Raw genomic sequence first — 26,327 nt, forward strand, 5'->3', positions numbered from 1 at the left:
GAACTAGGCAATCTGATTTTGCTCTAAAAATTAAAATTTCTATTAACGTTGATGAGTAAAACGCCAACATTAATGAACGGTTAAACGAATAAAAAAGGCTCTAGGAAAACCTAGAGCCTATTCTGATTAGTGGCGGAAGTGACGCATGCCCGTAAAGATCATCGCCATGCCGTGTTCGTCTGCTGCTGCGATAACTTCGTCATCACGCATAGAGCCGCCCGGTTGGATAACACACTTGATGCCAGCCTCTGCAGCCGCGTCGATACCGTCACGGAATGGGAAGAATGCATCTGATGCCATCACACAGCCTTCAACCTGTAGACCTTCGTCTGCAGCTTTGATGCCTGCGATTTTCGCAGAGTAAACGCGGCTCATTTGGCCAGCGCCAACACCAATTGTCATGTCGCCTTTCGAGTAAACGATAGCGTTAGATTTAACGTATTTCGCTACTTTCCAGCAGAATAGAGCATCTTTCAATTCTTCAGCTGTAGGTTGGCGCTTAGAAACCACTTTAAGGTCATCTTCAGACACCATGCCTTGGTCGCGGTCTTGAACTAGCAAACCACCGTTAACGCGTTTAACGTCAAAGCCAGTTGTCTTCGTTGTCCACTCACCACACTCAAGTAGGCGAAGGTTTTTCTTAGCCGCTACGATTGCTACTGCTTCAGCAGAAACTGATGGTGCAATGATAACTTCAACGAATTGACGCTCAGTGATAGCCGTTGCTGTTGCAGCGTCTAGCTCACGGTTGAAAGCGATGATGCCGCCAAATGCAGAAGTTGGGTCTGTTTTGAATGCACGGTCGTAAGCTTCTAGGATGTCTTCACCTAGTGCAACACCACATGGGTTAGCGTGCTTAACGATCACACATGCTGGCTGGTCGAACTCTTTCACACACTCAAGTGCTGCGTCGGTGTCAGCGATGTTGTTGTAAGAAAGGGCTTTACCTTGAATCTGGCGAGCTGTAGAAACTGATGCTTCTTCAGGGTTTGCTTCAACGTAGAATGCGGCTGCCTGGTGGCTGTTCTCACCGTAGCGCATGTCTTGCTTTTTCTCGAACTGTTGGTTGAACGTGCGAGGGAATTTAGACTCTTCGTCAGCCTTCTTTCCTTCTTCATCAAGTAGAGAGGCACCGTAAGATGGAACCATAGTGCCGAAGTAGTTTGCGATCATGCCGTCGTAAGAAGCGGTGTGCTCGAATGCTGCGATAGCGAGGTCGAAGCGAGTCTCTAGTGTTAGAGATTTATCGTTCGTGTCCATTTCAGCGACAACGCGCTCGTAGTCGTGTGCGTTAACAACGATCGTTACGTCTTTGTGGTTTTTCGCTGCAGAGCGAACCATTGTAGGGCCGCCGATGTCGATGTTCTCAACAGCATCAGCAAGGGTACAACCTTCTTTAGCAACGGTTTCTGCGAATGGGTATAGGTTTACAACAACCATATCGATAGGGTTGATACCGTGAGTTTCCATCACGTCATCATCTTGGCCACGACGGCCTAGAACACCACCATGAACTTTTGGGTGCAGAGTCTTAACACGGCCATCCATCATTTCTGGGAAACCAGTGTAGTCAGATACTTCTGTAACAGAGATGCCTTTTTCAGCAAGCAGGCGAGCAGTGCCACCGGTAGATAGGATATCTACACCACGGTTAGCAAGAGCTTGTGCAAATTCAACGATACCAGTTTTGTCTGATACGCTGATTAGAGCGCGGCGAATTGGACGAGCGTTATTCATGCTTCCATCTTCCTCAAATTCATGGGGTTAAAATAAAGATATTTGCCAAAAAAGAACTTGTTTCTATCTTCTTAGCGTGGATTATCTTAGATACCAGTAAGAGATAAAATATTGGCCAGTTTTGGTAAAGACCTTTTGGGTTAGTCTTATGATTAAGCTATAAAATAACCAACTCCAAATTTGATGGCGCAGATTCTAACTAATTTATTACAAAAAAGCTCGCGCAATCGTTTGGCATCTCAAAATTAATTATGAAAAGTGCCATTTCAGCCTGAAAAGTAACGATAAGGTTAATTGTGGAATGGACGAAACAGTAGGAAAAAACATGTTTCAGATCGGTGAATTAGCGAAGCGATGCGGTGTGACAGCCGATACCTTGCGATTTTATGAGAAGAATAACCTGATCGCGCCAGCCAGTCGCAGTGACTCGGGTTATCGCCTATATGATGAAAATAACCAGAAACAGGTGACGTTTATTCTCAAATCTAAAGCGTTGGGGCTGAGTTTGGACGAGATTAAAGAATTGCTTGAGATTCGCCTCGAGGCCACACAGCACAGTTGCGCTGAAGTGAAGTCGATTACCTCAGCAAAGCTAGAGATGATTGATGAGAAGATTACCGAGTTAACTAAGATTCGCACCGCACTTAAAAAGATTAATGATGCGTGTTGTGGTCACGTAGACGATGATGCAAGCCATTGTTCGATTCTAGCAGCCTTGGACTCAGCAAACGTCGACAAAGGTCGCTGCTGTCGCACTGGAGAGTAATCAGCGACTATCACGGATCGACAAGCCAAAAAAAAGCCAAACTCAACAATGAGCTTGGCTTTCAATTCAATAAATTACGAAAGAACGATTAGTTCATGCCGTATTTTTTAAGTTTCTTGCGAAGAGTACCGCGGTTAATACCCATCATGGTTGCTGCGCGAGTTTGGTTACCGCGAGTGTACTGCATGATAGTGTCTAGTAGTGGCTGTTCAACTTCAGCTAATACTAATTCGTATAACTCGCTGACTTCTTGACCGTTTAATTGAGCAAGGTAATTTTTCAATGATGCTTTAACTGAGTCACGTAGTGGCTTCTGCGTGATTTGGTCTTGTGATGTAACTGTAGTTACTGTCAATGCTTCTGAAGTCAGATTTTGTTCGAACATATTCGGTCTAGCTCTTCTCGTAATTATGGTGCAACGTTATCAAAAAAACCTTCTAGCGCTTCAAGCTGCAGATCACCTGCTTCGAATGCGTTGAAGGTACGGCGAAACTCACTCGCTTGTTCATGTTCTTTTAGATACCAACCCACATGCTTACGAGCGATGCGAGGGCCTAAAAACTCTCCATAAAATTCATGTAGAGCGTGCACATGACCAAGCATGATGTCTTTCACTTCCGAAATCGGGAGTGGGTCCATCGTGGTGCCGTTTTCCAAATAGTGTAGGATTTCGTTAAAAATCCAAGGACGTCCTTGGGCAGGTCGACCTATCATTAAAGCATCAGCGCCGGTGTACTCCAGCACAAACTTCGCTTTTTCCGGACTATCGATATCACCGTTAGCGATAACCGGAATAGATACTGCTTGTTTCGCTGCTTTAATGTGTTTGTATTCTGCCTCACCTTTGTACATACAAGCGCGAGTTCTTCCATGGAGCGCAAGAGCTTGTATGCCGCAGTCTTCGGCTATTTTCGCGATTTGGACACAGTTTCTATTGTCTGTATCCCAGCCTGTGCGCGTTTTCAACGTTACTGGAACGTCGACAGCATTTACCACCGCTTTCAGAATGTCTTCAATGAGTTCTGGATGCTGCAGTAAGGCTGAGCCCGCAAGCTTCTTATTCACTTTTTTGGCTGGACAACCCATGTTGATATCGATGATTTGCGCACCGTTATCGACATTAAATTGAGCAGCCTCGGCCATAAGCTGTGGATCTGCACCAGCGATTTGTACTGAACGAATGCCCGATTCGCCTTCATGTACCATACGCTGCTGAGACTTTGACGTTTTCCAAACTTTCGGATTGGAGGACATCATTTCACTGACTGCCATCCCCGCACCGTAGCGAAGACACAACTCACGGAATGGTCTATCCGTTACGCCAGCCATAGGAGCGACGATTAGATTGTTCTTAAGTTGATAATTTCCGATTTTCAAAAATGTCATCACAGTTCTGTACCAGCAAGGGCGCGCATTTTACGCATTTTTTCGCTGCGTGAAAAGACTAATATTTGAGCATTTACAATTTGTTTTTGTAATTTGTTTAAATTTCAGTCAATTAGCGCCCAAAGTCTTGTCTAGCCTTGCTTGCGACCTGAGATTCGACACCATTCTTGTTGTTCGATGATCGGATCAATGTGAAGCTCATCACGATAATAAGTGGCAACATCTTCTGCTTGTGTATCTAAAACACCCGACATCGCAAGTACACCATTTGGCTTAACTAGGCCCTTGATGATGCCAGAAAGGTCGCGTAATGGACCCGCAAGAATGTTGGCAACAACAACGTCTGCTAGCAAACCTTCCGGTTGATCTTGTGGCAAGAACACCTCTAGTTGCTCAGCAACGCCATTGCGTTGTGCGTTGTCTTTTGATGCAAGCAGAGCTTGAGGATCAATGTCGATCCCGATAACTTTTGCTGCGCCTAGTTTGATCGCAGCGATCGCTAGGATGCCTGAGCCACAACCGAAGTCGATCACGGTTTTGCCTGCAAGGTCTAAGCCTTCAAGCCACTCAAGACACAATGCCGTTGTCGGGTGAGTACCTGTACCAAATGCAAGGCCAGGGTCTAGCATTACGTTAACAGCGTCAGGTTCAGGGATATCGCGCCAGCTAGGGCAGATCCATAAACGCTCACCAAACTTCATTGGGTGGAAGTTGTCCATCCATTCACGCTCCCAATCCTTGTCTTCAATTTGCTCTACTTTATGAGCAAAGTCTGCAGGGAACATGTTGCTTGCTTTAATCTGCGCTAGAACGACACCAGTATCAGTCTCAGCGTCGTAAAGCGCGAGAATGTCAGTATCACCCCAAAGGCGAGTTTCGCCTGGCAGAGGCTCAAATACAGGGGTATCTTGTGCATCCAGGAAAGTTACAGAAAGAGCACCAGTCTCTTCCATTAACATGTCGCCGATTTGTTCGGCATTTTCATTGGTAGCATTAAGCTTGATTTGAATCCAAGGCATGGCTGCATCTTCTATATGAGAAAAATTGGATGGCGAGTCTAGCAGAAAATATGAGCAAATTCACCAAAACCCCACGGAATATAATGGGGATTAAAGATTGATTTTTTCGGCGGTTCAAAAACAAAAATGCTCACCGAAGTGAGCATTTTGACTGTTCTTAAACGAACGGATTATGACAAACCAAGTTTCTTCTCAAGGTAGTGGATGTTTGCACCACCGTGTTGGAAGTTTTCGTCGTTCATAATAGACAGTTGAAGCTCAGTATTAACGTTAATACCTTCAACAATCATTTCACCCAATGCGTTCTTCATACGAGCGATAGCAACATCACGGTTCTCACCGTAAGTGATCAGCTTACCAATCATTGAATCGTAGTGTGGTGGCACTGTGTAACCCGTGTAGATGTGAGATTCCCAACGTACGCCCATGCCGCCTGGTGCGTGGAAACGTTCAATCTTACCTGGTGAAGGTAGGAAACGAACTGGATCTTCAGCATTGATACGACATTCGATTGAGTGGCCACGCAGCTTAATGTCATCCTGAGTGAATGATAGAGGCTGACCAGCTGCAATACGTAGCTGTTCTTTCACTAGGTCGATACCCGTTACCATTTCAGTAATCGTGTGTTCAACCTGGATACGAGTGTTCATTTCGATGAAGTAGAATTCACCGTTCTCGTATAGGAATTCAAATGTACCTGCACCGCGGTAACCGATCTCAATACATGCACGAGTACAACGTTCGCCAATGTACTTACGCATCTCTTCAGTGATACCTGGAGCTGGCGCTTCTTCCACAACTTTCTGGTGACGACGTTGCATTGAACAGTCACGCTCACCTAGGTGGATAGCATTACCTTGGCCATCTGCAAGCACTTGTACTTCAATGTGACGTGGGTTTTCTAGGAATTTCTCCATGTAAACCATGTCGTTGTTGAAACATGCTTTTGCTTCAGCACGAGTCATCGCGATAGCTTCTGTTAGCTCTGCTTCAGAACGAACAACACGCATACCACGACCGCCGCCGCCGCCAGATGCCTTGATGATAACTGGGAAGCCAATGCGCTTAGCGTGCGCTTTGTTTTTTGCTTCGTCGTCGTCAAGAGGGCCGTCAGAACCTGGTACACAAGGTACGCCAGCTTTTTTCATTGACGTGATAGCTGACACTTTGTCACCCATCATGCGAATAGTTTCAGCTTTAGGACCAACAAAGATAAAGCCACTGCGCTCTACCTGTTCTGCGAAGTCTGCATTTTCAGATAGGAAGCCGTAGCCAGGGTGAACAGCTACTGCACCTGTAACTTCAGCTGCGCTGATGATACGAGGGATGTTTAGGTAGCTATCGATACCACGAGCTGGACCGATACAAATGGTTTCGTCTGCAAGCAGTACGTGCTTAAGGTCACGGTCAGCAGTTGAGTGAACCGCTACCGTTTTAATGCCAAGCTCTTTACATGCACGCAGAATACGTAGTGCAATCTCACCACGGTTCGCGATTACTAATTTATCTAACATAATGAGTGCTCTCTATTATTCGATAATTACTAGAGCTTGGTCGAATTCTACTGGTTGACCGTCTTCAACTAGGATAGCTGTTACAACACCAGATTTATCAGCTTCGATTTGGTTCATCATTTTCATTGCTTCAACGATACATAGCGTTTCGCCAGCCGTTACAGATTGACCAACTTTAACGAATGGTTTTGCGTCTGGGCTTGGAGCGCCGTAGAAAGTACCAACCATTGGAGAAAGAACTTGGTGACCAGCTGGAACTGCAGGAGCCGCTGCTTCTGCTGCTACAGGTACCGCCGCAGGAGCTGCTGCCGCTACAGGTGCTGGAGCAGCTGCATATTGAACAGGTGCTACAGGTGCAGTGCTGTTACGACTGATTCGTACTGACTCTTCACCTTCAGAGATTTCTAGCTCAGAAATACCAGACTCTTCAACCAATTCGATTAGCTTTTTGATTTTGCGAATATCCATTGTTTCTTTCTCTTTATCTGTTAATTGAACTTACTCTATGACTGAGTAGGTTAGTAATAGTTCGTTGTTTATATTTACTTTGAGTTGAGCTTGCTGAGCGCAGCGGTCAAAGCAAATTGATAACCTTGGGCACCTAAGCCACAAATCACACCTTCTGCTTTATCAGATAGGTAAGAGTGGTGACGGAATGGTTCACGCGCGTGAACATTCGATAGATGAACCTCAATAAATGGGATTGCAACGCCAAGTAGTGCATCACGCAGAGCCACACTGGTATGTGTAAAGGCTGCTGGGTTGATAATAATAAAATCAACATTTTGATAAGCACTATGGATCGCTTCAATCAGTTCATACTCACGATTTGACTGTAAGTGAGATAGCTCAACATCGTGTGCTTTCGCTTGCTCGGTCAGTGAGCTAATAATCTGGTCAAGTGTTTGAGAACCGTAGTGTGCAGGCTCTCTAAGGCCTAACAGGTTAAGGTTTGGGCCATTTAAAACTAGAATGCGAAACTTTGTAGACATCGTGGGGCTATCTTCCTTTATCGTGTTTACGAACGTGAATGTTGCCATTTTATTGAAAATTTGCGGTTAATTTCCAGTGAGAAAAACCCAAATTTAAAAATTAGAACCAGATTATAGCTAATTCAGCGCAAATCGCAGCAATTTACTGGTCTAATCTCCTATTGATACAGCTTGGAATTGTTACCAACTTAACAAAAAAGCGTCTTAGCCTTAATTTGGGGCGGGATATTTGAGATCAAGATCAGCCATAAAAAAACCGCCACATAGGTGACGGTTTAGAAAGTGCTGTTTTAAACAGTGATTAGCTGCTGTGACTGGTTGCTTATGCCAGTTCTGCTTTCTCGGCAATCAGCTTATCAACCACACTTGGGTCGGCCAGTGTCGAGGTATCACCTAGGTTACCTGTATCGCCAGTCGCGATTTTACGCAGGATACGACGCATGATTTTACCCGAACGAGTTTTTGGTAGAGAGTCGGTCCAGTGCAGTACATCTGGCGTTGCAATTGGGCCAATCTCTTTACGTACCCAGTCTTTTACTTCTTTATGAAGCTCTGCGGTTGGGAACTCACCATCATTCAGCGTGATGTAAGCGTAAATCGCTTGGCCTTTAATATCATGAGGGATGCCCACAATCGCGGCTTCTGCAATCTTATCGAACGCGACTAGAGCCGATTCAATCTCAGCAGTACCCATACGGTGACCTGATACGTTAAGTACATCATCGACACGCCCCGTAATCCAGTAGTAACCGTCTTCATCACGACGAGCGCCGTCACTGGTGAAGTACATGCCTTTAAAGGTCGAGAAGTAAGTCTGTTCGAAGCGGTCATGATCGCCATGAACGGTACGCATTTGGCCTGGCCAAGAGTCAAGAATCACTAGGTTGCCGTCTGTTGCACCCTCAATGATGTTACCCATGTTATCAACCAGTGCCGGTTGCACACCGAAGAATGGACGAGTTGCAGAGCCCGGTTTCAGATCTGTTGCGCCTGGTAGCGGTGCAATCAAGATACCGCCCGTTTCTGTTTGCCACCATGTATCAACAATTGGAGATTGCTCATTACCGATTGTTTTGTAGTACCACTCCCACGCCTCTGGGTTGATAGGTTCACCCACTGAGCCCATGATTCTTAGGCTGTCACGAGAAGTACCTTCAACGGCTTCATTGCCTTTCGCCATCAATGCACGAATAGCCGTTGGCGCCGTATAAAGAATATTAACTTGGTGCTTATCGACCACTTCGCTCATGCGGCTGGTGTTCGGGTAATTTGGCACGCCTTCAAACAGAATCGTTTTTGCGCCATTAGCAAGCGGTCCGTAAACAAGATATGTGTGACCGGTAATCCAACCCACATCGGCTGTACACCAGAAAGTCTCGCCTTCTTGGTAATCGAATACGTATTTGAAGGTCATCGCAGCATAAACAAGGTAGCCACCTGTGGTGTGCATAACGCCTTTAGGTTTACCTGTTGAGCCTGACGTATAAAGGATGAATAGTGGATCTTCTGCGTTCATCTCTTCTGGTGGGCAATCTGCAGATACATTAGCAATAGCATCGTGCCACCACACATCGCGATGTTCGTGCCATGCCACATCACCGCCAGTGCGTTTGAATACAACAACCTTCTCGATGTTTTTCACTTCAGGGTTCGTCAGTGCTTCATCGACATTCTTTTTCAGTGGAACAGCACGGCCGCCACGCACGCCTTCATCGGCAGTGATAACGACTTTAGAATTTGAATCGATAATACGACCAGACAGTGCTTCTGGTGAGAAACCACCAAATACGACTGTGTGAACCGCACCGATACGGGTACACGCCAGCATGGCTACTGCCGCTTCTGGCACCATTGGCATGTATAAACAAACCACATCACCTTTGCGCACGCCTTGCTCTTTTAGAGCATTCGAAAACAGGCACACTTCTTTATGCAGTTCATTAAAAGTTAGAGTTTTATCATCTGCCGGGTCATCGCCTTCCCAGATGATAGCGACTTCATCACCGCGCTCAGCAAGGTGGCGGTCGATACAGTTAGCCGAAACGTTAAGCGTGCCATCTTCAAACCAGCGAATATCAATGTGGCCAGGGTCGAAAGAGGTGTTTTTTACTTGTGTGAAAGGTTTGATCCAATCAACGATTTTTCCGTGTTCACCCCAAAAGCCTTCAGGGTCAGAAACAGATTGCTGGTACATGGCTAGGTAAGTGTCATTATCCGCGTGTGTGGTTGATTTAATATTTTCTTTTACCGGATAAACGTGGGCTTCACTCATTGCATCTCTCCTTGTGCCTACATTCCTAATGAACTGGCAACTTCCTTTGTGTTCAGTTTCTAGGTCTATTACAGAACCGTCTTTGTGTTATCACTCTCGGCTAGGACGGCGATTTCCACAATTAGACTTTAGGATGAGACGCTGCTTTTCACTTACAAAATAGCGAGTTAAGTTCAATTTTGAGATGTTGCTCTCTATGTGAAGCGCCAGTGGTTGAATTAAGAATAAGAAGAGTTGAAACGGGGAAGGTCACCATGTTTCAGGCGCACAAAGATCAGCGCAGCGGAGATAGCGTCTTGTAATGCATCATGTTTATTGACCGGGATAGGTAAATCGAGTTGGCGACAGATGGCGTCCATACTGAGATCAAAATAGGCATTGGGCAGCTGTCTTTCGAGTTTGTCTTGATAGAGTTGGCTCACTTCGACTAATCGGTTAGGCAGTGGAAATCCAAGCTGTTTTAAACAGGCGCGGTCGAGAATTTTTTTATCATAGCGGATGTGATAGCCGACTAAAGGACGATTTCCAATGAAGTTCAGTAGCTCGATTAAAGCCTGTTTTTCTTCGATGCCGTGCTTTAGATCTTGATGACGGATACGGTGGATTTTTATTGAATTGCAATCGAGCGATTGGGGGGCGCGCAACCGGACTTCAAAAGGTTGGCTGGTAATGATTCGGTTACCGATGATCTTGGTCGCGGCAATGGTAACTAATTCTGCCTGATTGGGATCTAGGCTGGTGGTTTCACAATCGAGCGATACATATTCATGATCAATAGGCGCAGTAAACAGAGGCTGATAGAGGGAGCCTTTGAGCTTGTGATGCCAGTAATAGCGAACCAACCTATTCATCGTTCAATGCCTAATCCCGTATCTGATAGTGGTAGCCGAGCCATTGCTTGAATTTCTTCACCACGTGCAGGCTATGACGAAGCAGATCCCTGTCTGCTCGTTCCATCAGTTTGACGTTAATTTTGTTGCTGCTGTGCTGTTGAGAAAGCCTTTGGGCTAAGCGCCACTTGAAGAATTGCTTGAGCGCTTCACTGAGATTATCGGCAGTACTTTGCTCAAGCACTTTCTTGCTGACCAGTTGCTCAATGCGTTCGAAGGTGTTGTTTACGGTGACACCATGCTCAAGACAAAGTGCTCTCACACCATGCACGATAGGGAAAATACCACCTTGTTTGATGTCGAGCCCTGACTTGGATTGCTTCACATTGCCAAATAGGGTGAGGGGGACCGAGAAGTTCAGCGCCGGGCGGCAGAACTCCGTCAGAATCAATTCTTGTCCGAGCATCAAATCACTGAGGTGCTGCTTTACAGGTTTTAATAGCTCTCTATTCCCCGCTACTGCGTGTGCATCTGCCATGATCGCGATATCCATCACGGTGTCTGGCGTGGCTTTTTTTACCCAATGGGTAAGGGTTTGTTTCCACTCTTGCTCTGAATGCACCCATTTCGGATTGTTGACCATCACGTTGCCCGGGCACAGTGGGTAACCCAATTGTTGAAGGGTATGAGTGAGGTCGTTCATGGCACTTTGGCATTGATGCCACTCCAAGCCATCTTGAATTATGAGCGCGTTGTCTTGATCGGTTTTGAGAATTTGTTCCCCACGGCCTTCGGAACCCAACACGATTAGGCAGCAATGATTATGCAGTGCAGGTGGGATCACCAACTCAAAAGCCTTCTCTATGATCTGTTCGTTGACCGCAGAAATCAGCTCCATGATAAAGCGTGTGCGAATCCCATTACTGAGCAAGCTCTCGACCAGTTGACGTTGTTTGTTGGATGCCATTGCCAATTCTTCAACGCTGGTGGCGCGCGCAATACGCAAAGTAAGAACGTGGGAGTGTGTGGAGAATGCACTGAGGATCTGTGTCATATCCACCATGCCGACCGCATTTTTACCATCACAAACCATCAACCTTTTTACTCGATTTCTGGTCATGGTAATCATGGCGTTAAATAAGAAATCGCCTTGGTTCACGTGCATCACCGGAAACGTTGCGATCTCACCGACAGGCGCATCCAGTGTGAAATTATCGAGCATCACAGCATGCAATAAATTGGTTCGAGTGACGATTCCATACGACAAGGAACATGATGTTCCAAAAGCTTTTGGATCATCATGTTCCAAATGGACTAGGGCCGAGTCTAACCCTTGTTCTTTAAGGGTTTGAGTGACTTGGTTGATCGGTTGGTTTGGTTCAAGTATCAGTGGTGGGTGATAGATAGAGTCATCCACTTTGGTTAATATAAACTCGGCAAGATTCTGTTGCTGCTGGGCGGCTTCTATCAAAGCTTTTCGTGTTGATAGGTTGCTATCAAAGTAGGCAGCGAATTGGCCATTGGCGTGGTAAAGCTCAAGAAAAATATCGGTGGGCAGCAGATAACTTAATGTATCTTCGAGTGCGATATATTGGTGTTTGGTGTGGGGTTCAAACTGGCTGCGGACATCAAAAATATCGTCATTGGCATAGTGTGCGTAAATCTCACCATCACTGCTCGCGCGCTCTTCAACAGCTCCTTTGATCAAAATATGCAGGTGTCGGCTCGGCCTTTCAGCTTCCAGTATCACTTCTTGAGAGCGGTAATACACCACGTCTAATGAAGAGCGAAGCTTCAACTGTTCGGCGTCGGACAGGCTATCGAAGGGCGGGTGCTGCATATTAAATTTGTCAGGCATAAGCATCACAAGAAGAAATGGGAGTCTTTAATCAGTCTGACAAAATACCAGCGAAGCTCCAGACGACTTTAGTCTAAATGCGAGTGTGGGGATTAATGAGCGTGAAATCTCTTGTTGAAATGCGATATTCAGACCCACTGAATATGGGAATACTATCCCAGTAATAATTCCCTTTTTCATCGTATGCGAGATAGGCATAATTGGTGCTGCCTTTTTCCGTACACTTTATAGGTCATTTATGTTTAGCCCTTCACCCTATGGCTGGATCTCTCAGTATTTTCTTGGTTTCTTTTTTGCGTATGGCGTGTATTTGCCATTTTGGGCGTTGTGGTTTGAAGACCAAGGCGTGTCTGCTGGTGATATTGGCGTATTGATTGGTATCGGCTTTGCGACTCGTTGTGTGGCCAACTTAGTGATTACGCCGCGTATCCATAAAGTGGAACACTTGATGCCAGCGCTACGCTGTTTGAGTTTCGCTGCGCTGCTGTTTGTCGGTTTCCACTTCTTCACCGGTGGCAGCTTTATACTGATGTTGTTGGCAACGGTACTGTTTAACCTCTGTTGTGGGCCGATCATTCCTCTTTCTGATGCGATGGCTAACCATTACAGTCGTTTGAAAATGCTCGACTACGGCCGAACTCGTCTTTGGGGATCAATTGCCTTTATCGCAGGTTCAACGGTTGTTGGCTATTTGGTGGCACAATTCGGCACTGACATGATTTTGTATACTGCGCTTGCCGGTGTGTTGCTGTCATTGATTCTTGCGATGAGAAACCCCAATGTGATGCCAGTAACACAATCTGAGCAACAAGCGGCGCGACCAAAACTAGGTGAACTGCTGCGTGAGTCGTCAGTGGTAAAGTTTTTAGCCTTGATGGCGCTGCTGCAAGGTAGTCATGCGGCTTACTACAGTTTTAGTGCGATTTATTGGAAAGAAGCGGGTCACTCAGAAGCTATCATCGGTTATTTGTGGAGTTTAGGTGTTGTTGCTGAAGTGGCCGTATTTGCTCTGAGTAAGCGATTATTCTCAGGCTGGTCACTGCGTACTTTGTTTGTCGTCGCGGCTATTGGGGTGATGGCGCGTTGGGGTATTACCGCATCAACGACAGCGATTTTCGCACTGGTTATGGTGCAGCTACTGCATGGCGTGACCTTTGCCATGGCACACATCGCCGCGATTCAATACATCCAATCTGAAGAACAAAACAAGATGGTTGCGCTACAAGCCCTGTATAACGCGATTCCATTAGGTGCCTTTATTGCACTGATGACCACCTTAAGTGGTTGGGGTTATGAGCTTTGGGGCGCAAATATCTTCTGGGGCATGGCTGCAATGGGTGCACTTGCTCTGTTCATTAAGTTGGATGAAAGAAGTTCAGTGGTTGAGATTAATCAATCAGATTCGGAACAGTCAGAATCTCACAGCAAATGCTGATAATTAGAGTCTAAAGCACAGAATTTAAGCGATGCGATTGAGTTAATCACCCATCCTTAGTTAAATGAAACCTCTCCCTTATGGAGAGGTTTTTTTATGGATGAAAAAAGGGTTTTCAATGCAAGGATGGATAGTAATTCCAGTCTCTTTAGCCTACTTGGGCGTGTTATTTCTGATCGCTTGGTATGGAGACAGGCAGGTTCGTTGGCTATCGCGTTGGCGCCCGTGGATCTATAGCCTTTCGATTGCCGTGTATTGTACCTCTTGGACCTTCTATGGAACGGTCGGGCAGGCGAGTAACAACCCTTGGTCTTTTTTACCCATTTACCTCGCCCCGATTCTAGTCTTTACACTAGGCTGGCGGATCTTGGCGCGGCTGATCCTGATTGCGAAGCGGGAACATATCACCTCCATTGCCGACTTTATCGCGGCTCGTTATGGAAAATCTCAGGGCTTAGCGGTGGCGGTGACGGTTATCGCCGTGGTTGGTATCCTTCCTTATATTGCTCTGCAACTGCGTGGTATTACCATGGGGTTGGATATTGTTGCACCCAACCTAGCGGCTGACTTCGGTTATCAGGACTATCATGTGTCTTGGTTTGTGGTCGGTGCTTTGGCTATTTTCACCATGCTGTTTGGTACAAGACACATTGATAACACAGAGCATCACCGTGGCATGATGATGGCGGTGGCGTTTGAATCCATCGTTAAGCTCGCGGCATTCCTGATCGTTGGCCTATTCATCATGTATCTGGCGATGAGCAGCGACAAGATCGACTTGCTTGATGTGGCGGCTTCCACCTACGAATCACCCAATATTCCGACCTTAATTATTCATACCGTTTTGACCATGTTGGCGATTGTCTGTCTGCCACGCCAGTTCCATACCATGGTGGTAGAGAACGAACGTCCTCAAGACCTGCATACCGCTCGTTGGTTGTTTCCGCTTTACCTGATTTTGATGGGACTGTTCGTGCTGCCAATTGCTTGGGCAGGACAAGGACTACTTACTGGTATGCCAGCGGATACCTATGTGATCAGTGTGCCAATGTCAGAAGGCGCTAATCACATTGCCTTGCTGGCTTTCCTTGGTGGTACGTCTGCGGCAAGTGGCATGGTGATAGTGTCGACCATCGCCTTGGCGATCATGGTGTCGAATGATTTAGTGATGCCATTGTTACTGCGCCGTATGCGCCTAACTCAAAGAACCCATCGACACTTTTCTGGCCTGCTATTGGTGATTCGCCGCGGGCTAATTTTACTGCTGTTACTGGGTGCTTGGCTGTTTTATCAGGCGCTCGATACCATCCATTCACTGTCAGCGATTGGCTTTCTTTCCTTTGCTGCGATTGCTCAATTCGCGCCAGCACTTATTGGTGGTTTGTACTGGCGCCCGGGTAACCGCAAGGGCGTGTATGTCGGCTTAATGGTGGGCTCGTTGATTTGGCTGATTACCTTGATGAGCCAAACCAGCATGTTGGCTGGCGACAGTGACAGTAACCTTTTACTGTGGATTATCACGCCGCCAGAACTGCTCAGTAGCTGGAATATCAGCAGTTCAAACTGGGGCATTGTGCTGAGTATTGTACTTAATACCTTGTGCTATGCCGTGGTTTCGATGACGACTCGTCCAAGCCTAAGTGAGCGCTTACAATCAGCAGCATTTGTTGGCACGCCGCTGCCTGAAAACGAGAATATCAGCCTTTACCAGAACCGAGTGACGGTCGCTGAATTAGAGATGCTGGCGTCGCGTTTTGTAGGCCGTAAGCGTGCCAAAAGTGCCTTACACAGCTATTGGCAACAACACGGTCAGCCGCTGCTTCCTAATCAACAAGCGCCTGCAAGTCTGATTCGACACGCAGAGCGCGTGCTCGCCGGAGTATTCGGTGCTTCGTCTGCTAAGTTAGTACTTACTTCCGCTTTACAGGGAAGAAACATGCAGCTTGAAGAAGTCGCGACCATCGTGGATGAAGCTTCGGAACTGTACGACTTCAGCCGTGGTTTACTGCAAGGCGCGATTGAACATATTGGCCAAGGCATCGCAGTAATCGACAAACAAATGAGGCTGGTGGCGTGGAATCAGCGCTATCTAGAATTGTTTGAGTTCCCTGCTGGTTTGATACAAGTGGGCAGGCCGATCTCCGATGTGATTCGCCATAATGCTCAGCAAGGTTTGTGTGGTCCGGGTGACCCTGAAGATCATGTGCGTCGCCGTGTTTATCATTTGGAGCAAGGCACTCGACATACCTCTTCTCGCATTCGTCCTGATGGTCGAGTGATTGAAGTGCAAGGTAACCCGATGCCAAGTGGTGGCTTTGTGATGAGCTTTACCGACATCACGGTATTCCGACAAGCAGAGCAAGCGCTAAAAGATGCCAACGAAAGTTTGGAATCGAGAGTGCATGAGCGAACTCAAGAACTCGAAAAACTGAACCATCGCTTGGTAAAAGCCACGCAGATTTCGGATCAAGAATCACAATCTAAGAGTCGTTTTCTAGCCGCGGTAAGCCACGATTTGATGCAGCCGCTCAATGCCGCACGTCTATTTGCTTCGTCACTGTCTGAGGTGGCAAAAGAGCAAGAGGTGAAGCAATTGTCATCTCACATCGAGAGTGCACTTGGCGCCGCAGAAGATTTGATTGGTGACTTGCTGGATATCTCTCGATTGGAGTCCGGAAAGTTAGAAACCAACATTCACGCGATTGCCGTGCATGACGTATTAACCAATTTGAACGCGGAATTTAGCGCTCTAGCGAGACAACAGAAAATTGAGTTTAAGATGATTCCGTCGTCATTGTTCATTCATTCAGACCCTAAGCTGTTGAGGCGTGTGATTCAGAACTTTTTGACCAATGCGTTCCGCTATAACCCGGAAGGGAAAGTGGTACTGGGTGCGAGAAGAGTGAATGGACAGGTTCGAATTGATGTGTGGGATAATGGAACCGGTATCGATGAAGACAAGCAACAAGAAATCTTTGAAGAGTTTACTCGTGGCAGCCAAGTACGAGCCGATCAAGGATTGGGGTTAGGGCTGGCTATCTCGAAAGGTATTGCTCATGTGCTTGGCCATCAAATTTCGATGCGCTCATGGCCGGGGCAAGGCAGTGTCTTTTCCATCACCTTAGCTAGAGCGGAAAAAGTGGCTCCAGTTGTGCAAGCTTCGACGCCAATGGCGACCAGCGACATCGAACATCTCAAGATATTGTGTGTCGATAATGAACGAGAAATCTTAGTCGGTATGGAAAACCTGATCGGACGTTGGGGCTGTGAGGTTAAGACGGCGGTTGATTTGGTCGAAAGCTTGCAGTGCCTAGATGAGGGTTGGCTACCTGATGTGATTTTCTCTGATTACCGTTTAGATAATGGCAGAACGGGTCTCGAAGTCCTGCAGCAGTGTCGCTTGCGCCTCGGAGACTCTTTTGAAGGGGTCATCATTAGTGCCGATAGAACCGATGACATGTTGGCAGCGATAAAGGCCAACAGCTTTCGCTTTATTGCCAAGCCAGTGAAACCGTTAAAACTCAGAGCAGTATTGAATCGCGTGAGCTAGTTTAATTAACTCTTAGATATTAAAAAGGCCTCAGATGAGGCCTTTTTTGTTTCTGTGGATGACTATTCGTTTTTTAATTCAATAACTAACCAGCAATGCCACCTTGTGTCAGTGTGGTTGGATCAAGCTGTTTACTGAGCTCTTCTCGGCTAAGATCGGTTTCTCTTTCTGCGACATCCAGAATTGGTAAGCCTTCTTTGTAAGCTTTCTTGGCAATATCAGCCGCCTTCAAGTAGCCAATCACAGGGTTAAGTGCGGTCACTAGGATTGGGTTCTTTGACAGTGCCAAATCGAGATTGTCTTGGCGTACCGTGAAGGTCGCGATGGCTTTGTCCGCTAAAGCGACTGAGCTGTTTGCCAATAACTCAATACTTTCCAACACGTTATGAGCAATCACTGGCAGCATCACATTAAGTTGGAAGTTACCTGATTGTCCGGCTACGGTAATGGTGGTGTCGTTGCCAATGACTTGCGCCGCCGCCATAGCTGCAGCTTCTGGAATCACAGGATTTACCTTGCCAGGCATGATCGATGAGCCTGGTTGTAGAGCCTGTAATTCAATTTCCCCTAAGCCAGCCAACGGCCCAGAGTTCATCCAGCGAAGATCGTTTGAGATCTTCATGATCGCAACTGCTGCCGTTTTGAGCTGACCTGACAGCGCAACGATCGCGTCTTGACTGCTGAGGCTAAAAAAGAAGTTTTCACTCGAGCTAAAACTGATCTTTGTCGATTGAGACAGGTTACTCGCAAACTTATCGGCAAAGCGTGGGTCAGCATTGATCCCTGTTCCAACCGCAGTACCACCTTGTGCTAAAGCCTTGATAGCGGGCAGGGTGTTCTCTATTGCTTGCTTAGCGTGTTCTATCTGAAATTTCCAACCACCTAGCTCTTGAGCAAAGGTCATTGGCATCGCATCCATTAGATGAGTGCGGCCGGTCTTCACGACCTCCGCAAGTTCCTGTTGTTTGATGGTGAGTGCTTCAGAAAGGTGAGTTAATGCAGGTAATAGCTTATTTTCAGCCATCAAAGCAACGCTCACTTGAATTGCGGTTGGCACCACATCGTTACTGCTTTGGCCCATGTTGACGTGATCATTGGGGTTCACGTCGCCTTGCAAGCTTCTTGAGGCAAGCGTAGCAATCACTTCATTGGCATTCATGTTGGAACTGGTACCTGAACCGGTTTGGTAGACATCGATAGGGAATTGATCGAGGTGTTTACCCTCAATGATCTCTTGGCTGGCTTCGGCTATCGCGTTGGCAATATCACCTTCCAGTAGACCTAACTGAGCATTGGTATCTGCCGCTGCCTGTTTAATTAACGCCAGTGCTTGAATAAAACTGGTCGGCATCTTGTGAGAGCTAAACGCGAAGTTATCCGCTGCACGCTGAGTTTGTGCTTGGTATAGCGCATCGGCAGGGACTTTCACTTCGCCCATGCTGTCTTTTTCAATCCGAAATTGTAGGGTCATGTTCTATCCTTGTTAGCCAAATGGGGCTTGGACTTGTTGTAGTGTTTGGCTGAGATTCAAAAAACGCGCTTGGCCTTGAGGTTGCTGGCAGTAGTGGCGCTTCAAATAAAATAGTGGTGAGTGAATAGAGTCTAGGCAGATATGACGAAAGGCGAAACTGCGCTGAGGAGACTCAATCGCTTCAATCAAATGAAAGAAAACTTGGCGTAGATACAGCTCGCACAACAAGATGTTTTCTTGAGCGGCATGCTTTTCATAGTAAGCCGAAAGCGTCAGTGCACACTCGATATACTCTCGAATTACAAACGGCTCATGGCCTTGAACTTGTTCTAATGAAGCAAAGCGATCCTGTGCTTTGTAAAATCTCGAATAGAGAACCTGCTGCTCTTTCATCATCATCTGCATCTCTTTATTGGATGTTAATGATAATTATTATCAAATAAAATTTTAAAAACAACCCTTTGTTTATCTTTTTATAAAGTGAGCAGAAAAAGAAAAAGCCGATACACGAAGTATCGGCTTTCTGGAGTCAGTACCTAATCCCTACAATGTAAGTACTGATTCATTTTTTGCTAAACATCTTTGTTTAATGGTCGTGCTTAGTGGTCGTGAGCTTCACCTGCACCTTTCGGGTAACGGATGTTCTCAACCATATCTTGTACATCTTGTGGTACTTCAGCAGTTACTTTGTTTACAGCAATCGATACTACGAAGTTTAGACACATACCTAGCGTACCGATGCCTTCTGGGCTGATACCAAACCACCAGTTTTCAGGTGTGCTTGCTGCTGGGTTAATGAACTTGAAGTAGATGATGTAGCTTGCTGTGAAGGCAATACCTGACAACATACCTGCAATTGCGCCTTCCTTGTTCATCTTCTTGTAGAAGATACCTAGGATAATCGCTGGGAAGAAGGATGCTGCGGCTAAGCCGAAGGCAAACGCTACTACCTGTGCTACAAAGCCTGGTGGGTTAATACCTAAGTAACCGGCACCGACAATCGCGACCATGGCTGCCAGACGAGCGGCTAACAGCTCCTGCTTGTCGGTCATGTTTGGTCTGAAGCCTTTCTTCAACAAGTCATGTGAAATCGACGTTGAGATGACCAATAGTAGACCCGCGGCTGTTGATAGTGCGGCTGCTAGGCCACCGGCTGCAAGCAGTGCTACAACCCAGTTTGGTAGTTTCGCTAGCTCTGGAGAAGCCAGTACGATGATGTCACGGTTAATCTTCATCTCGTTGCGCTCATCGCCCGAGTAGAACATTTTGCCATCGCCGTTCTTATCTTCCCAACCTACTAGGCCAGTGCTTTCCCAGTTTTTGTACCAGCTTGGTGCGTCCGCTGCAGCGACACCTTGCATGTCAGGGCCGTTGATTGTTTCGATCATGTTTACACGAGCGAATGCTGCAACGCCTGGTGCTGTTGTGTATAGCAATGAGATGAACAGTAGTGCCCAACCCGCTGAGATACGAGCATCACGTACTTTTGGTACCGTGAAGAAACGAATGATTACGTGTGGAAGACCCGCAGTACCGACCATTAGAGCCGCACAGATGAAGAATACATCTACCATGCTCTTGTTACCTTCGGTATAGGCGGTAAATCCGAGTTCTTCGGTCAGTCCATCCAGTTTATCAAGAAGGTAAACATCTGTGCCTGATAGCGTAGAGCCCATACCAACTTGTGGAAGTGGGTTACCTGTCATCATGATTGAGGTAAAGATTGCTGGAACAAGGAAGGCGAAAATGAGGACACAGAATTGAGCTACCTGCGTATAAGTGATGCCTTTCATGCCACCTAGTACTGCGTAGAAGAACACAATACCCATACCAATGATGATGCCTAGGTTAATATCAACTTCTAGGAAACGAGAGAATACAACGCCCACACCACGCATCTGGCCTGCAACGTACGTAAACGATACGAAGATTGCACAGAATACCGCTACCATACGTGCCGTTTTCGAGTAGTAACGCTCACCGATGAAATCAGGAACCGTAAACTGACCGAACTTACGTAGGTAAGGTGCTAAACATAGCGCAAGTAGTACATAACCACCAGTCCAACCCATTAGGTAAACCGCACCGTCGTAACCAACGAATGAGATGATACCTGCCATTGAGATGAATGATGCTGCCGACATCCAGTCAGCGGCGGTCGCCATGCCGTTTGCTACTGGGTGTACACCACCGCCAGCAACGTAGAACTCACTAGTAGACCCTGCACGAGCCCAGATTGCGATGCCGATATATACCGCGAAAGTAATACCGACGAGAATAAACGTCCAAGTTTGAATATCCATGTTCTAGCCTCTAGTCTTCCTGTACGTTGTATTTTTTGTCGAGCGCATTCATGCGGACAACGTAAATAAATATCAGCGCCACGAAGGTGTATATCGAACCTTGCTGAGCGAACCAAAATCCTAGCTTGAACCCGCCAAACTGAACGGTATTGAGGGCATCCACAAATAAGATGCCAGCGCCGTAAGACACCGCAAACCAGACCGCGAGCAGTGTTCCCATAATTCCCAAGTTTTCCTTCCAGTAGGCTTGAGCATGTTCCGTAGATTCGAACGCCATTGCCTTCTCCTTTATTCCGTTTTCGTAGAAACTGTTTTTGTGAAACCGTTTTGTAAAATAGTGTGTTAACGTAATGTTACGATTTAGAATGTAGCAAGGATAAGTCAAGGGATCTGTGCAACTTTAGTCGGGATGGTATTAGCGCTAATGTACTGAAATATGGGAGCTAGGAGACATAACCATAGAAAAATGTGATGTTACAATGTTGTTAAATTAGCCAAAGGTCTAACAAAAAGGGATGAATTAGACTGCGAGTCATAAAATTTAACAACTAAATGACCGAGAAACGGTATTTAGCCCTGCTTATGACACGAAGCGAAACATAAGTTTGTTATAGTAACAACGGCACTTTCACCGACCGTGCCTTGCTAAACGGCAGAAGATCAACAAGCTAGTGGCAAAAGATCAACAGGCTTAAAGCTCGGATTTTATTCTTTGGGGGAACGAATTGGACGCAATAACCATTAACCACTTATTCTTGACTGGTGCCGTACTCATCGCCATCAGCGTGCTTTTCTCACAAGTGTCCTCTCGATTGGGCGTTCCTATTCTTTTGATCTTTTTGTTCGTTGGTATGTTAGCGGGTGAAGATGGACCCGGTAATATTCATTTCGATGATTACTCACTGACCTACTTGGTGAGTAACCTTGCGCTTGCCGTGATTCTGTTGGATGGCGGTATGCGAACCAAGGTGGCGAGCTTCAAGGTCGCTTTCTGGCCTTCGCTCTCGCTGGCGACGATAGGTGTCGCATGTACAGCAACCTTAACCGGATTAATGGCGGCTTGGCTGTTTGACTTGTCATTAATGCAGGGCATCTTGGTCGGGGCGATTGTTGGTTCAACCGATGCGGCAGCGGTATTCTCTTTGCTGAAAGGACAGAGCCTCAATGAACGCGTTGGCTCAACCCTAGAAATCGAATCCGGTACCAATGACCCAATGGCGGTCTTCCTGACAGTGACTTTAATTGCGCTACTGGGCACCCCAGATGCCGAGATGGGAATGAACTTCCTACTCAAAAGCTTCGCGATGCAGTTTGGTATCGGCACCCTTGTTGGTATTGGTGGCGGTTGGGTTCTATGGAGTCTAATTAACCGAGTGCAGCTGGCCGATGGCCTTTACTCGATTTTGGTACTCAGCGGTGGTGTGGCACTGTTTGCGTTCTCTAACATGCTTGGTGGTAGTGGCATCTTATCGATCTACCTAGTCGGTCTATTTATTGGTAATCGTCCAACTCGCTCTCGACACTCTATCCTTAATGTTCTTGATGGCATGACGTGGCTAAGCCAGATCGTGATGTTCTTGGTGCTGGGGCTATTGGTTACGCCATCGACATTGATGGACATTGCACTTCCTGCGTTAGCATTGGCTTTCGGCATGATCTTGTTTGCTCGCCCGTTGTCTGTTTGGTTGGGTTTACTGCCGTTCAGAAGCTTTACTACCAAAGAACGTTGGTTTGTTTCTTGGGTCGGTTTACGCGGCGCGGTACCGATCATTCTGGCGGTGTTCCCGATGATGGCTGGCCTGCCTAATGCTCAGCTTTACTTCAACATCGCGTTCTTCGTGGTTATGGTGTCGCTGATTGTTCAAGGCGGCAGCTTGATGAAAGTCGCGAGATTGGCTCAAGTGACGCTACCTCCAACGCCGACACCGATTTCTCGTACTGGCATTGAAATTTACCCTGCTAGTGAGTGGGAGATGTTTGTCTACAAGCTGAAAGAAGAGAAGTGGTGTGTCGGCGAACCACTAAAGCGTTTGTCTATGCCGGAAGGAACGCGAATTACTGCACTGTTTAGAAAGGATGCCTTGCTTCACCCATCAGGCAGCACCGTGTTAGAGGCGAACGATATCTTATGTGTGCTTGGTCAAGACAAAGATTTGGACAGCTTAAGTTCGTTGTTCAGTGAGGCGCCTCTAGCAGAAGAGGCGGCACGATTCTTTGGTGACTTCTTCTTGGATGTTGAGCTATCAGTTGCGGCAGTGAGTGATTGTTATGGTATTGAACTTGGCTCGGAAGAAGAGCGAGAAATGACGCTAAAACAATTGGTTGCTCAAGAGCTTGGCGCACACTCTGTATTGGGTGATAGCTTTGAGTGGCATGACATCACTTGGGTGGTTGCAGAGATAGATGATCATAAAGTCGTCAGGTTGGGTTTATGTTTACCTAAGACGACTTTAGAAGAGGATATCAGTGAAGCTTAATTGTGGACTTCTTGTAGCAAGATAACCGCTTGAGTACGATTTTTCACATCCAGTTTACGGAAGATGGCCGTCATATGTGCTTTGATGGTCGCTTCCGAAACATTCAATTCATACGCGATTTGCTTGTTAAGCAAGCCGTCAGAAAGCATCCCTAATACCTTGTATTGCTGAGGCGTCAGTGTGGAAATCTTTTCTGCAAGGTCGCTACACGCTGCATTATTGGTGATAAGCCCTTCAGGGAAGAACGGGTCGCCATTCAGCACTTGATTCAGTGCACTCACCAACTCACGCATATCACTCGACTTAGGAATAAAGCCAAACGCACCGTGGCTCTTCACCTGAGTGACCACGCTGGCATCTTCACTGGCAGAAACCACCACAATCGGTAGATCTGGGTATTCAGCGCGCAGTTGAATTAAGCCTGACATGCCATTGGCGCCCGGCATTTTCAGATCGAGCAGTAATAGATCCGGCTCGCCTTCTTTCTTTAGCAGAGTCAGTAAGGCATCGAGAGAATCGGCCTCAAGCAGGTTCGCACCACTGATCGCCATATGAACTGACTGAAACAGGGCGTTGCGAAAGAGAGGGTGGTCATCAGCAATGATGATGGTATAGGTCGAGTCCATGACGTTCATACTTTTAACAATTTAGTTAATATTTATTATCATCCTGATTGAGTATGTGGACAATATCTATGCATTAAAAGTCTGAACCATATCGACTTTTATCCCCGGAATAAGAAAGCGTTACTCTGAATAGCAAAAAAGCCGCACTGCCATCTCGTTACGGAGGGGCGGTGCGGCTTTCGATTCGGCTTATATTTTAGTGAATATTGCCGTTATAGCTGGTGGTTTTGCATGTGTTTTAAGAATACATCGGCAGGCATAAAACCGGTTACACGAGCATTTGGAACATGGTTACCCTCACCATCCCAGAACTCAATCGTAGGTAAGCCAAGTACCTGTAATTGTTTAATCAGTTCAATGTCTTGAGGCATGTTTCTCGTTACATCGGCTTGTAGCAGTACGAAGTCAGAAAGCTTGTTTTCCACATCAGCTTGATGGAAGGTGTACTTCTCGAATTCTTTACATGCCACACACCAATCGGCGTAGAAGTCGAGCATCACAGGCTTACCGAGTTTCTTCGCTTCGATGAGCTGGATTTCTAGTTCTTCAACCGTGTTGATGCGTGCAAATTGGATGTGTTGTTCTACCGTCACGCTCTTTTCTGCAAACCAGTAATTGAGCGCAGGTTGAGCTGATGCGAACAGGCCAAGCATCGCAATGATGCCCACAGCGCTTTGCTTCCAGCCACCAAATGGCAGTGCATTCTTACTGTGGTAAAGCCAACCAAAGGCGATGAAGCCAAGGCCAGACCAAAGCACGGTTGCCCACAACTCAGGAATGATTCGCTCTAGCAGGAAGATAGGCGCGGCAAGCAAGATAAAGCCGAATACGATCTTCACCTTGTTCATCCAGCTGCCCGCTTTAGGCAATAGCTTATTACCAAACACTGCCACTAAAATCAGTGGGATACCCATACCCATAGCCAACGCGTACAGAGCAATTGCACCGGTAAATAGGTCACCACTCTGAGCCACATACAGCAGTGCGCCTGACAATGGCGCCGTGGTACAAGGTGAACACACCAAGCCAGAGATAGCGCCCATTGCGAATACGCCCAAGGTATTGCCACCTTGCTGCTTGTTGCTTTGGTTGTTGAGCCAAGTTTGGATGCTGCTTGGCAGTTGCAGGTTATAAACGCCAAACATCGACATTGCTAACGCCACGAACAGAACACTCAGCGCGATCAGCACGTAAGGGTGCTGCATAGCGGCTTGGAATTGCATGCCTGCTGAAGCAACCACTAAACCTAATAAGGTGTAGGTTAACGCCATGCCTTGCACGTAAATAAAGGACAGCATCAGCGCGCGACCTTGGCTGAGTTTGCCACCACCTAAAACGATACCCGTTAGAATCGGATACATAGGCAGCACACACGGCGTAAAGGCTAAACCAACACCGAGTGCTAAGAATAATAGAGGGGTCCACCAACTGTCACCGAGCTTATCGGCTAAGCCTGCTTCTTTTGAAACAGGGGCATTTGGCTGTTGAGTCGTGTTACTTACAACGTCTGCTTTCGGAGATGTTGGTTGCGTAGAAACATCGGTTTCGTTGCCAGCAGAAGATGAAGCTTGTGAGTCACTACCTTGCGAATTAGCAGAACCTGTTGCTGTGAAAGGTTCAATGTCGATGATACGAGTCTCTGGTGGGTAGCAGAACCCTGCGTCCGCACAGCCTTGATACTTAACGATCAGCTGTGAGCCATCTTGGTAACTCTGCAGAGGAACTTGCACGAATAACGGCTGAGTATAAATGCTCACCTCACCGAAGAATTCATCTTGGTGCGGCTTACCATCTTCTAATTTAACATTACCGATAGCGAGATTTTGCCCGGTGAACGAGAGGCTATGTTGATAGAGGTAGTAGCCCTCTTTTACTTGCCAGTCGAGAAGGACTTTGTCGTCTTGCTGGTAGTAATTGAAAGGGAAAGCTTGGTCTACAGGGACAAAACCATTGTTATTGCCTCCGAAGCTTGGCTCGGCGTTGTCGTTCCCAAATAGCGCCCACGCAGGCTGGGTGAATAGGGAAACACAAACAAAAAGTAATGTGGCAAGTCGTCGCATACTATTTAGTCATCAAAATGGAGTTGAAGGT

At 46.7% G+C, this 26,327-nt stretch carries 20 protein-coding genes; 4 read left to right on the top strand and 16 right to left on the bottom strand.

Annotated elements, in window-relative coordinates; translation table 11 throughout:
* Positions 1–126: 126 nt before the first annotated feature.
* Positions 127–1,737 carry a bifunctional phosphoribosylaminoimidazolecarboxamide formyltransferase/IMP cyclohydrolase gene (gene purH, locus AB4558_RS10120; RefSeq protein ID WP_229647409.1) on the bottom strand — a complete coding sequence of 537 codons (1,611 nt, stop codon included), beginning with the start codon at positions 1,735–1,737 and terminating at the stop codon, positions 127–129.
* Positions 1,738–2,062: 325 nt separating this feature from the next.
* Between purH and zntR the strand changes: the two genes are divergently transcribed.
* On the top strand, positions 2,063–2,503 hold the full coding sequence (gene zntR, locus AB4558_RS10125) for a Zn(2+)-responsive transcriptional regulator (RefSeq protein WP_017062704.1): 441 nt from the start codon (positions 2,063–2,065) through the stop codon (positions 2,501–2,503).
* A gap of 88 nt (positions 2,504–2,591) precedes the next feature.
* On the opposite strand, the gene fis is transcribed toward zntR, so the two are convergent.
* The 9 genes from fis to AB4558_RS10170 all read right to left on the bottom strand — a co-directional run bounded on the left by fis (position 2,592) and on the right by AB4558_RS10170 (position 12,380).
* Positions 2,592–2,888: a DNA-binding transcriptional regulator Fis gene (gene fis, locus AB4558_RS10130; protein ID WP_004729744.1), complete on the bottom strand. Its 297-nt coding sequence runs from the start codon at positions 2,886–2,888 to the stop codon at positions 2,592–2,594.
* A gap of 23 nt (positions 2,889–2,911) precedes the next feature.
* Positions 2,912–3,880, bottom strand: coding sequence for a tRNA dihydrouridine synthase DusB (dusB, locus tag AB4558_RS10135; protein ID WP_032546269.1), 969 nt, complete (start codon positions 3,878–3,880; stop codon positions 2,912–2,914).
* A 140-nt stretch (positions 3,881–4,020) separates the two neighbouring features.
* Entirely contained in the window at positions 4,021–4,908 is an 888-nt protein-coding gene (gene prmA / locus AB4558_RS10140) for a 50S ribosomal protein L11 methyltransferase (protein ID WP_017055901.1), read from the bottom strand.
* Between the two features lie 170 nt (positions 4,909–5,078).
* Positions 5,079–6,422 (bottom strand): acetyl-CoA carboxylase biotin carboxylase subunit, encoded by a 1,344-nt coding sequence (gene accC / locus AB4558_RS10145; RefSeq protein ID WP_017062706.1) that lies wholly within the window; start codon positions 6,420–6,422, stop codon positions 5,079–5,081.
* A 15-nt stretch (positions 6,423–6,437) separates the two neighbouring features.
* Entirely contained in the window at positions 6,438–6,890 is a 453-nt protein-coding gene (gene accB / locus AB4558_RS10150; protein WP_248369331.1) for an acetyl-CoA carboxylase biotin carboxyl carrier protein, read from the bottom strand.
* Positions 6,891–6,964: 74 nt separating this feature from the next.
* The gene (aroQ, locus tag AB4558_RS10155) at positions 6,965–7,414 is read right to left on the bottom strand and encodes a type II 3-dehydroquinate dehydratase (protein ID WP_010435475.1); all 450 of its coding nucleotides are present in this window, start codon (positions 7,412–7,414) and stop codon (positions 6,965–6,967) included.
* 322 nt (positions 7,415–7,736) lie between these two features.
* Complete coding sequence (acs, locus tag AB4558_RS10160; RefSeq protein WP_009844693.1) at positions 7,737–9,686, bottom strand: acetate--CoA ligase; 1,950 nt, start codon at positions 9,684–9,686, stop codon at positions 7,737–7,739.
* A 218-nt stretch (positions 9,687–9,904) separates the two neighbouring features.
* Entirely contained in the window at positions 9,905–10,537 is a 633-nt protein-coding gene (locus tag AB4558_RS10165; protein ID WP_017062708.1) for a 3'-5' exonuclease, read from the bottom strand.
* A 10-nt stretch (positions 10,538–10,547) separates the two neighbouring features.
* Positions 10,548–12,380, bottom strand: a complete 1,833-nt coding sequence (locus tag AB4558_RS10170) for a DUF294 nucleotidyltransferase-like domain-containing protein (protein WP_017068856.1) — start codon at positions 12,378–12,380, stop codon at positions 10,548–10,550.
* 232 nt (positions 12,381–12,612) lie between these two features.
* Here AB4558_RS10170 and AB4558_RS10175 point away from each other — a divergent pair, with 232 nt between their 5' ends.
* The gene (locus AB4558_RS10175; protein WP_017062710.1) at positions 12,613–13,809 is read left to right on the top strand and encodes a 3-phenylpropionate MFS transporter; all 1,197 of its coding nucleotides are present in this window, start codon (positions 12,613–12,615) and stop codon (positions 13,807–13,809) included.
* Positions 13,810–13,927: 118 nt separating this feature from the next.
* Positions 13,928–17,359 (top strand): PAS-domain containing protein, encoded by a 3,432-nt coding sequence (locus tag AB4558_RS10180; protein ID WP_372073495.1) that lies wholly within the window; start codon positions 13,928–13,930, stop codon positions 17,357–17,359.
* Positions 17,360–17,444: 85 nt separating this feature from the next.
* On the opposite strand, the gene AB4558_RS10185 is transcribed toward AB4558_RS10180, so the two are convergent.
* The 4 genes from AB4558_RS10185 to AB4558_RS10200 form a co-directional block, all read right to left on the bottom strand.
* The gene (locus tag AB4558_RS10185; protein ID WP_372073493.1) at positions 17,445–18,830 is read right to left on the bottom strand and encodes a class II fumarate hydratase; all 1,386 of its coding nucleotides are present in this window, start codon (positions 18,828–18,830) and stop codon (positions 17,445–17,447) included.
* A 12-nt stretch (positions 18,831–18,842) separates the two neighbouring features.
* Positions 18,843–19,229: a hypothetical protein gene (locus AB4558_RS10190; protein ID WP_372073491.1), complete on the bottom strand. Its 387-nt coding sequence runs from the start codon at positions 19,227–19,229 to the stop codon at positions 18,843–18,845.
* A 200-nt stretch (positions 19,230–19,429) separates the two neighbouring features.
* Complete coding sequence (locus AB4558_RS10195; RefSeq protein WP_017062715.1) at positions 19,430–21,133, bottom strand: sodium:solute symporter family protein; 1,704 nt, start codon at positions 21,131–21,133, stop codon at positions 19,430–19,432.
* Between the two features lie 10 nt (positions 21,134–21,143).
* A complete protein-coding gene (locus AB4558_RS10200; RefSeq protein WP_010435433.1) occupies positions 21,144–21,410 on the bottom strand; it encodes a DUF4212 domain-containing protein in 267 nt (88 codons plus the stop codon).
* A gap of 448 nt (positions 21,411–21,858) precedes the next feature.
* Between AB4558_RS10200 and AB4558_RS10205 the strand changes: the two genes are divergently transcribed.
* Positions 21,859–23,610 carry a potassium/proton antiporter gene (locus AB4558_RS10205; RefSeq protein ID WP_372073489.1) on the top strand — a complete coding sequence of 584 codons (1,752 nt, stop codon included), beginning with the start codon at positions 21,859–21,861 and terminating at the stop codon, positions 23,608–23,610.
* On the opposite strand, the gene AB4558_RS10210 is transcribed toward AB4558_RS10205, so the two are convergent.
* Both AB4558_RS10210 and AB4558_RS10215 read right to left on the bottom strand, forming a co-directional pair.
* Positions 23,607–24,236 (bottom strand): response regulator transcription factor, encoded by a 630-nt coding sequence (locus AB4558_RS10210; protein ID WP_017062717.1) that lies wholly within the window; start codon positions 24,234–24,236, stop codon positions 23,607–23,609. The genes AB4558_RS10205 and AB4558_RS10210 overlap by 4 nt on opposite strands.
* Positions 24,237–24,448: 212 nt before the next feature.
* The gene (locus AB4558_RS10215) at positions 24,449–26,296 is read right to left on the bottom strand and encodes a protein-disulfide reductase DsbD (protein ID WP_372073487.1); all 1,848 of its coding nucleotides are present in this window, start codon (positions 26,294–26,296) and stop codon (positions 24,449–24,451) included.
* Between the last annotated feature and the right edge of the window lie 31 nt (positions 26,297–26,327).

Source organism: Vibrio sp. 10N.222.51.C5 (genome assembly GCF_041474575.1).
GTDB classification, from domain to species: Bacteria; Pseudomonadota; Gammaproteobacteria; order Enterobacterales; family Vibrionaceae; genus Vibrio; species Vibrio crassostreae_C.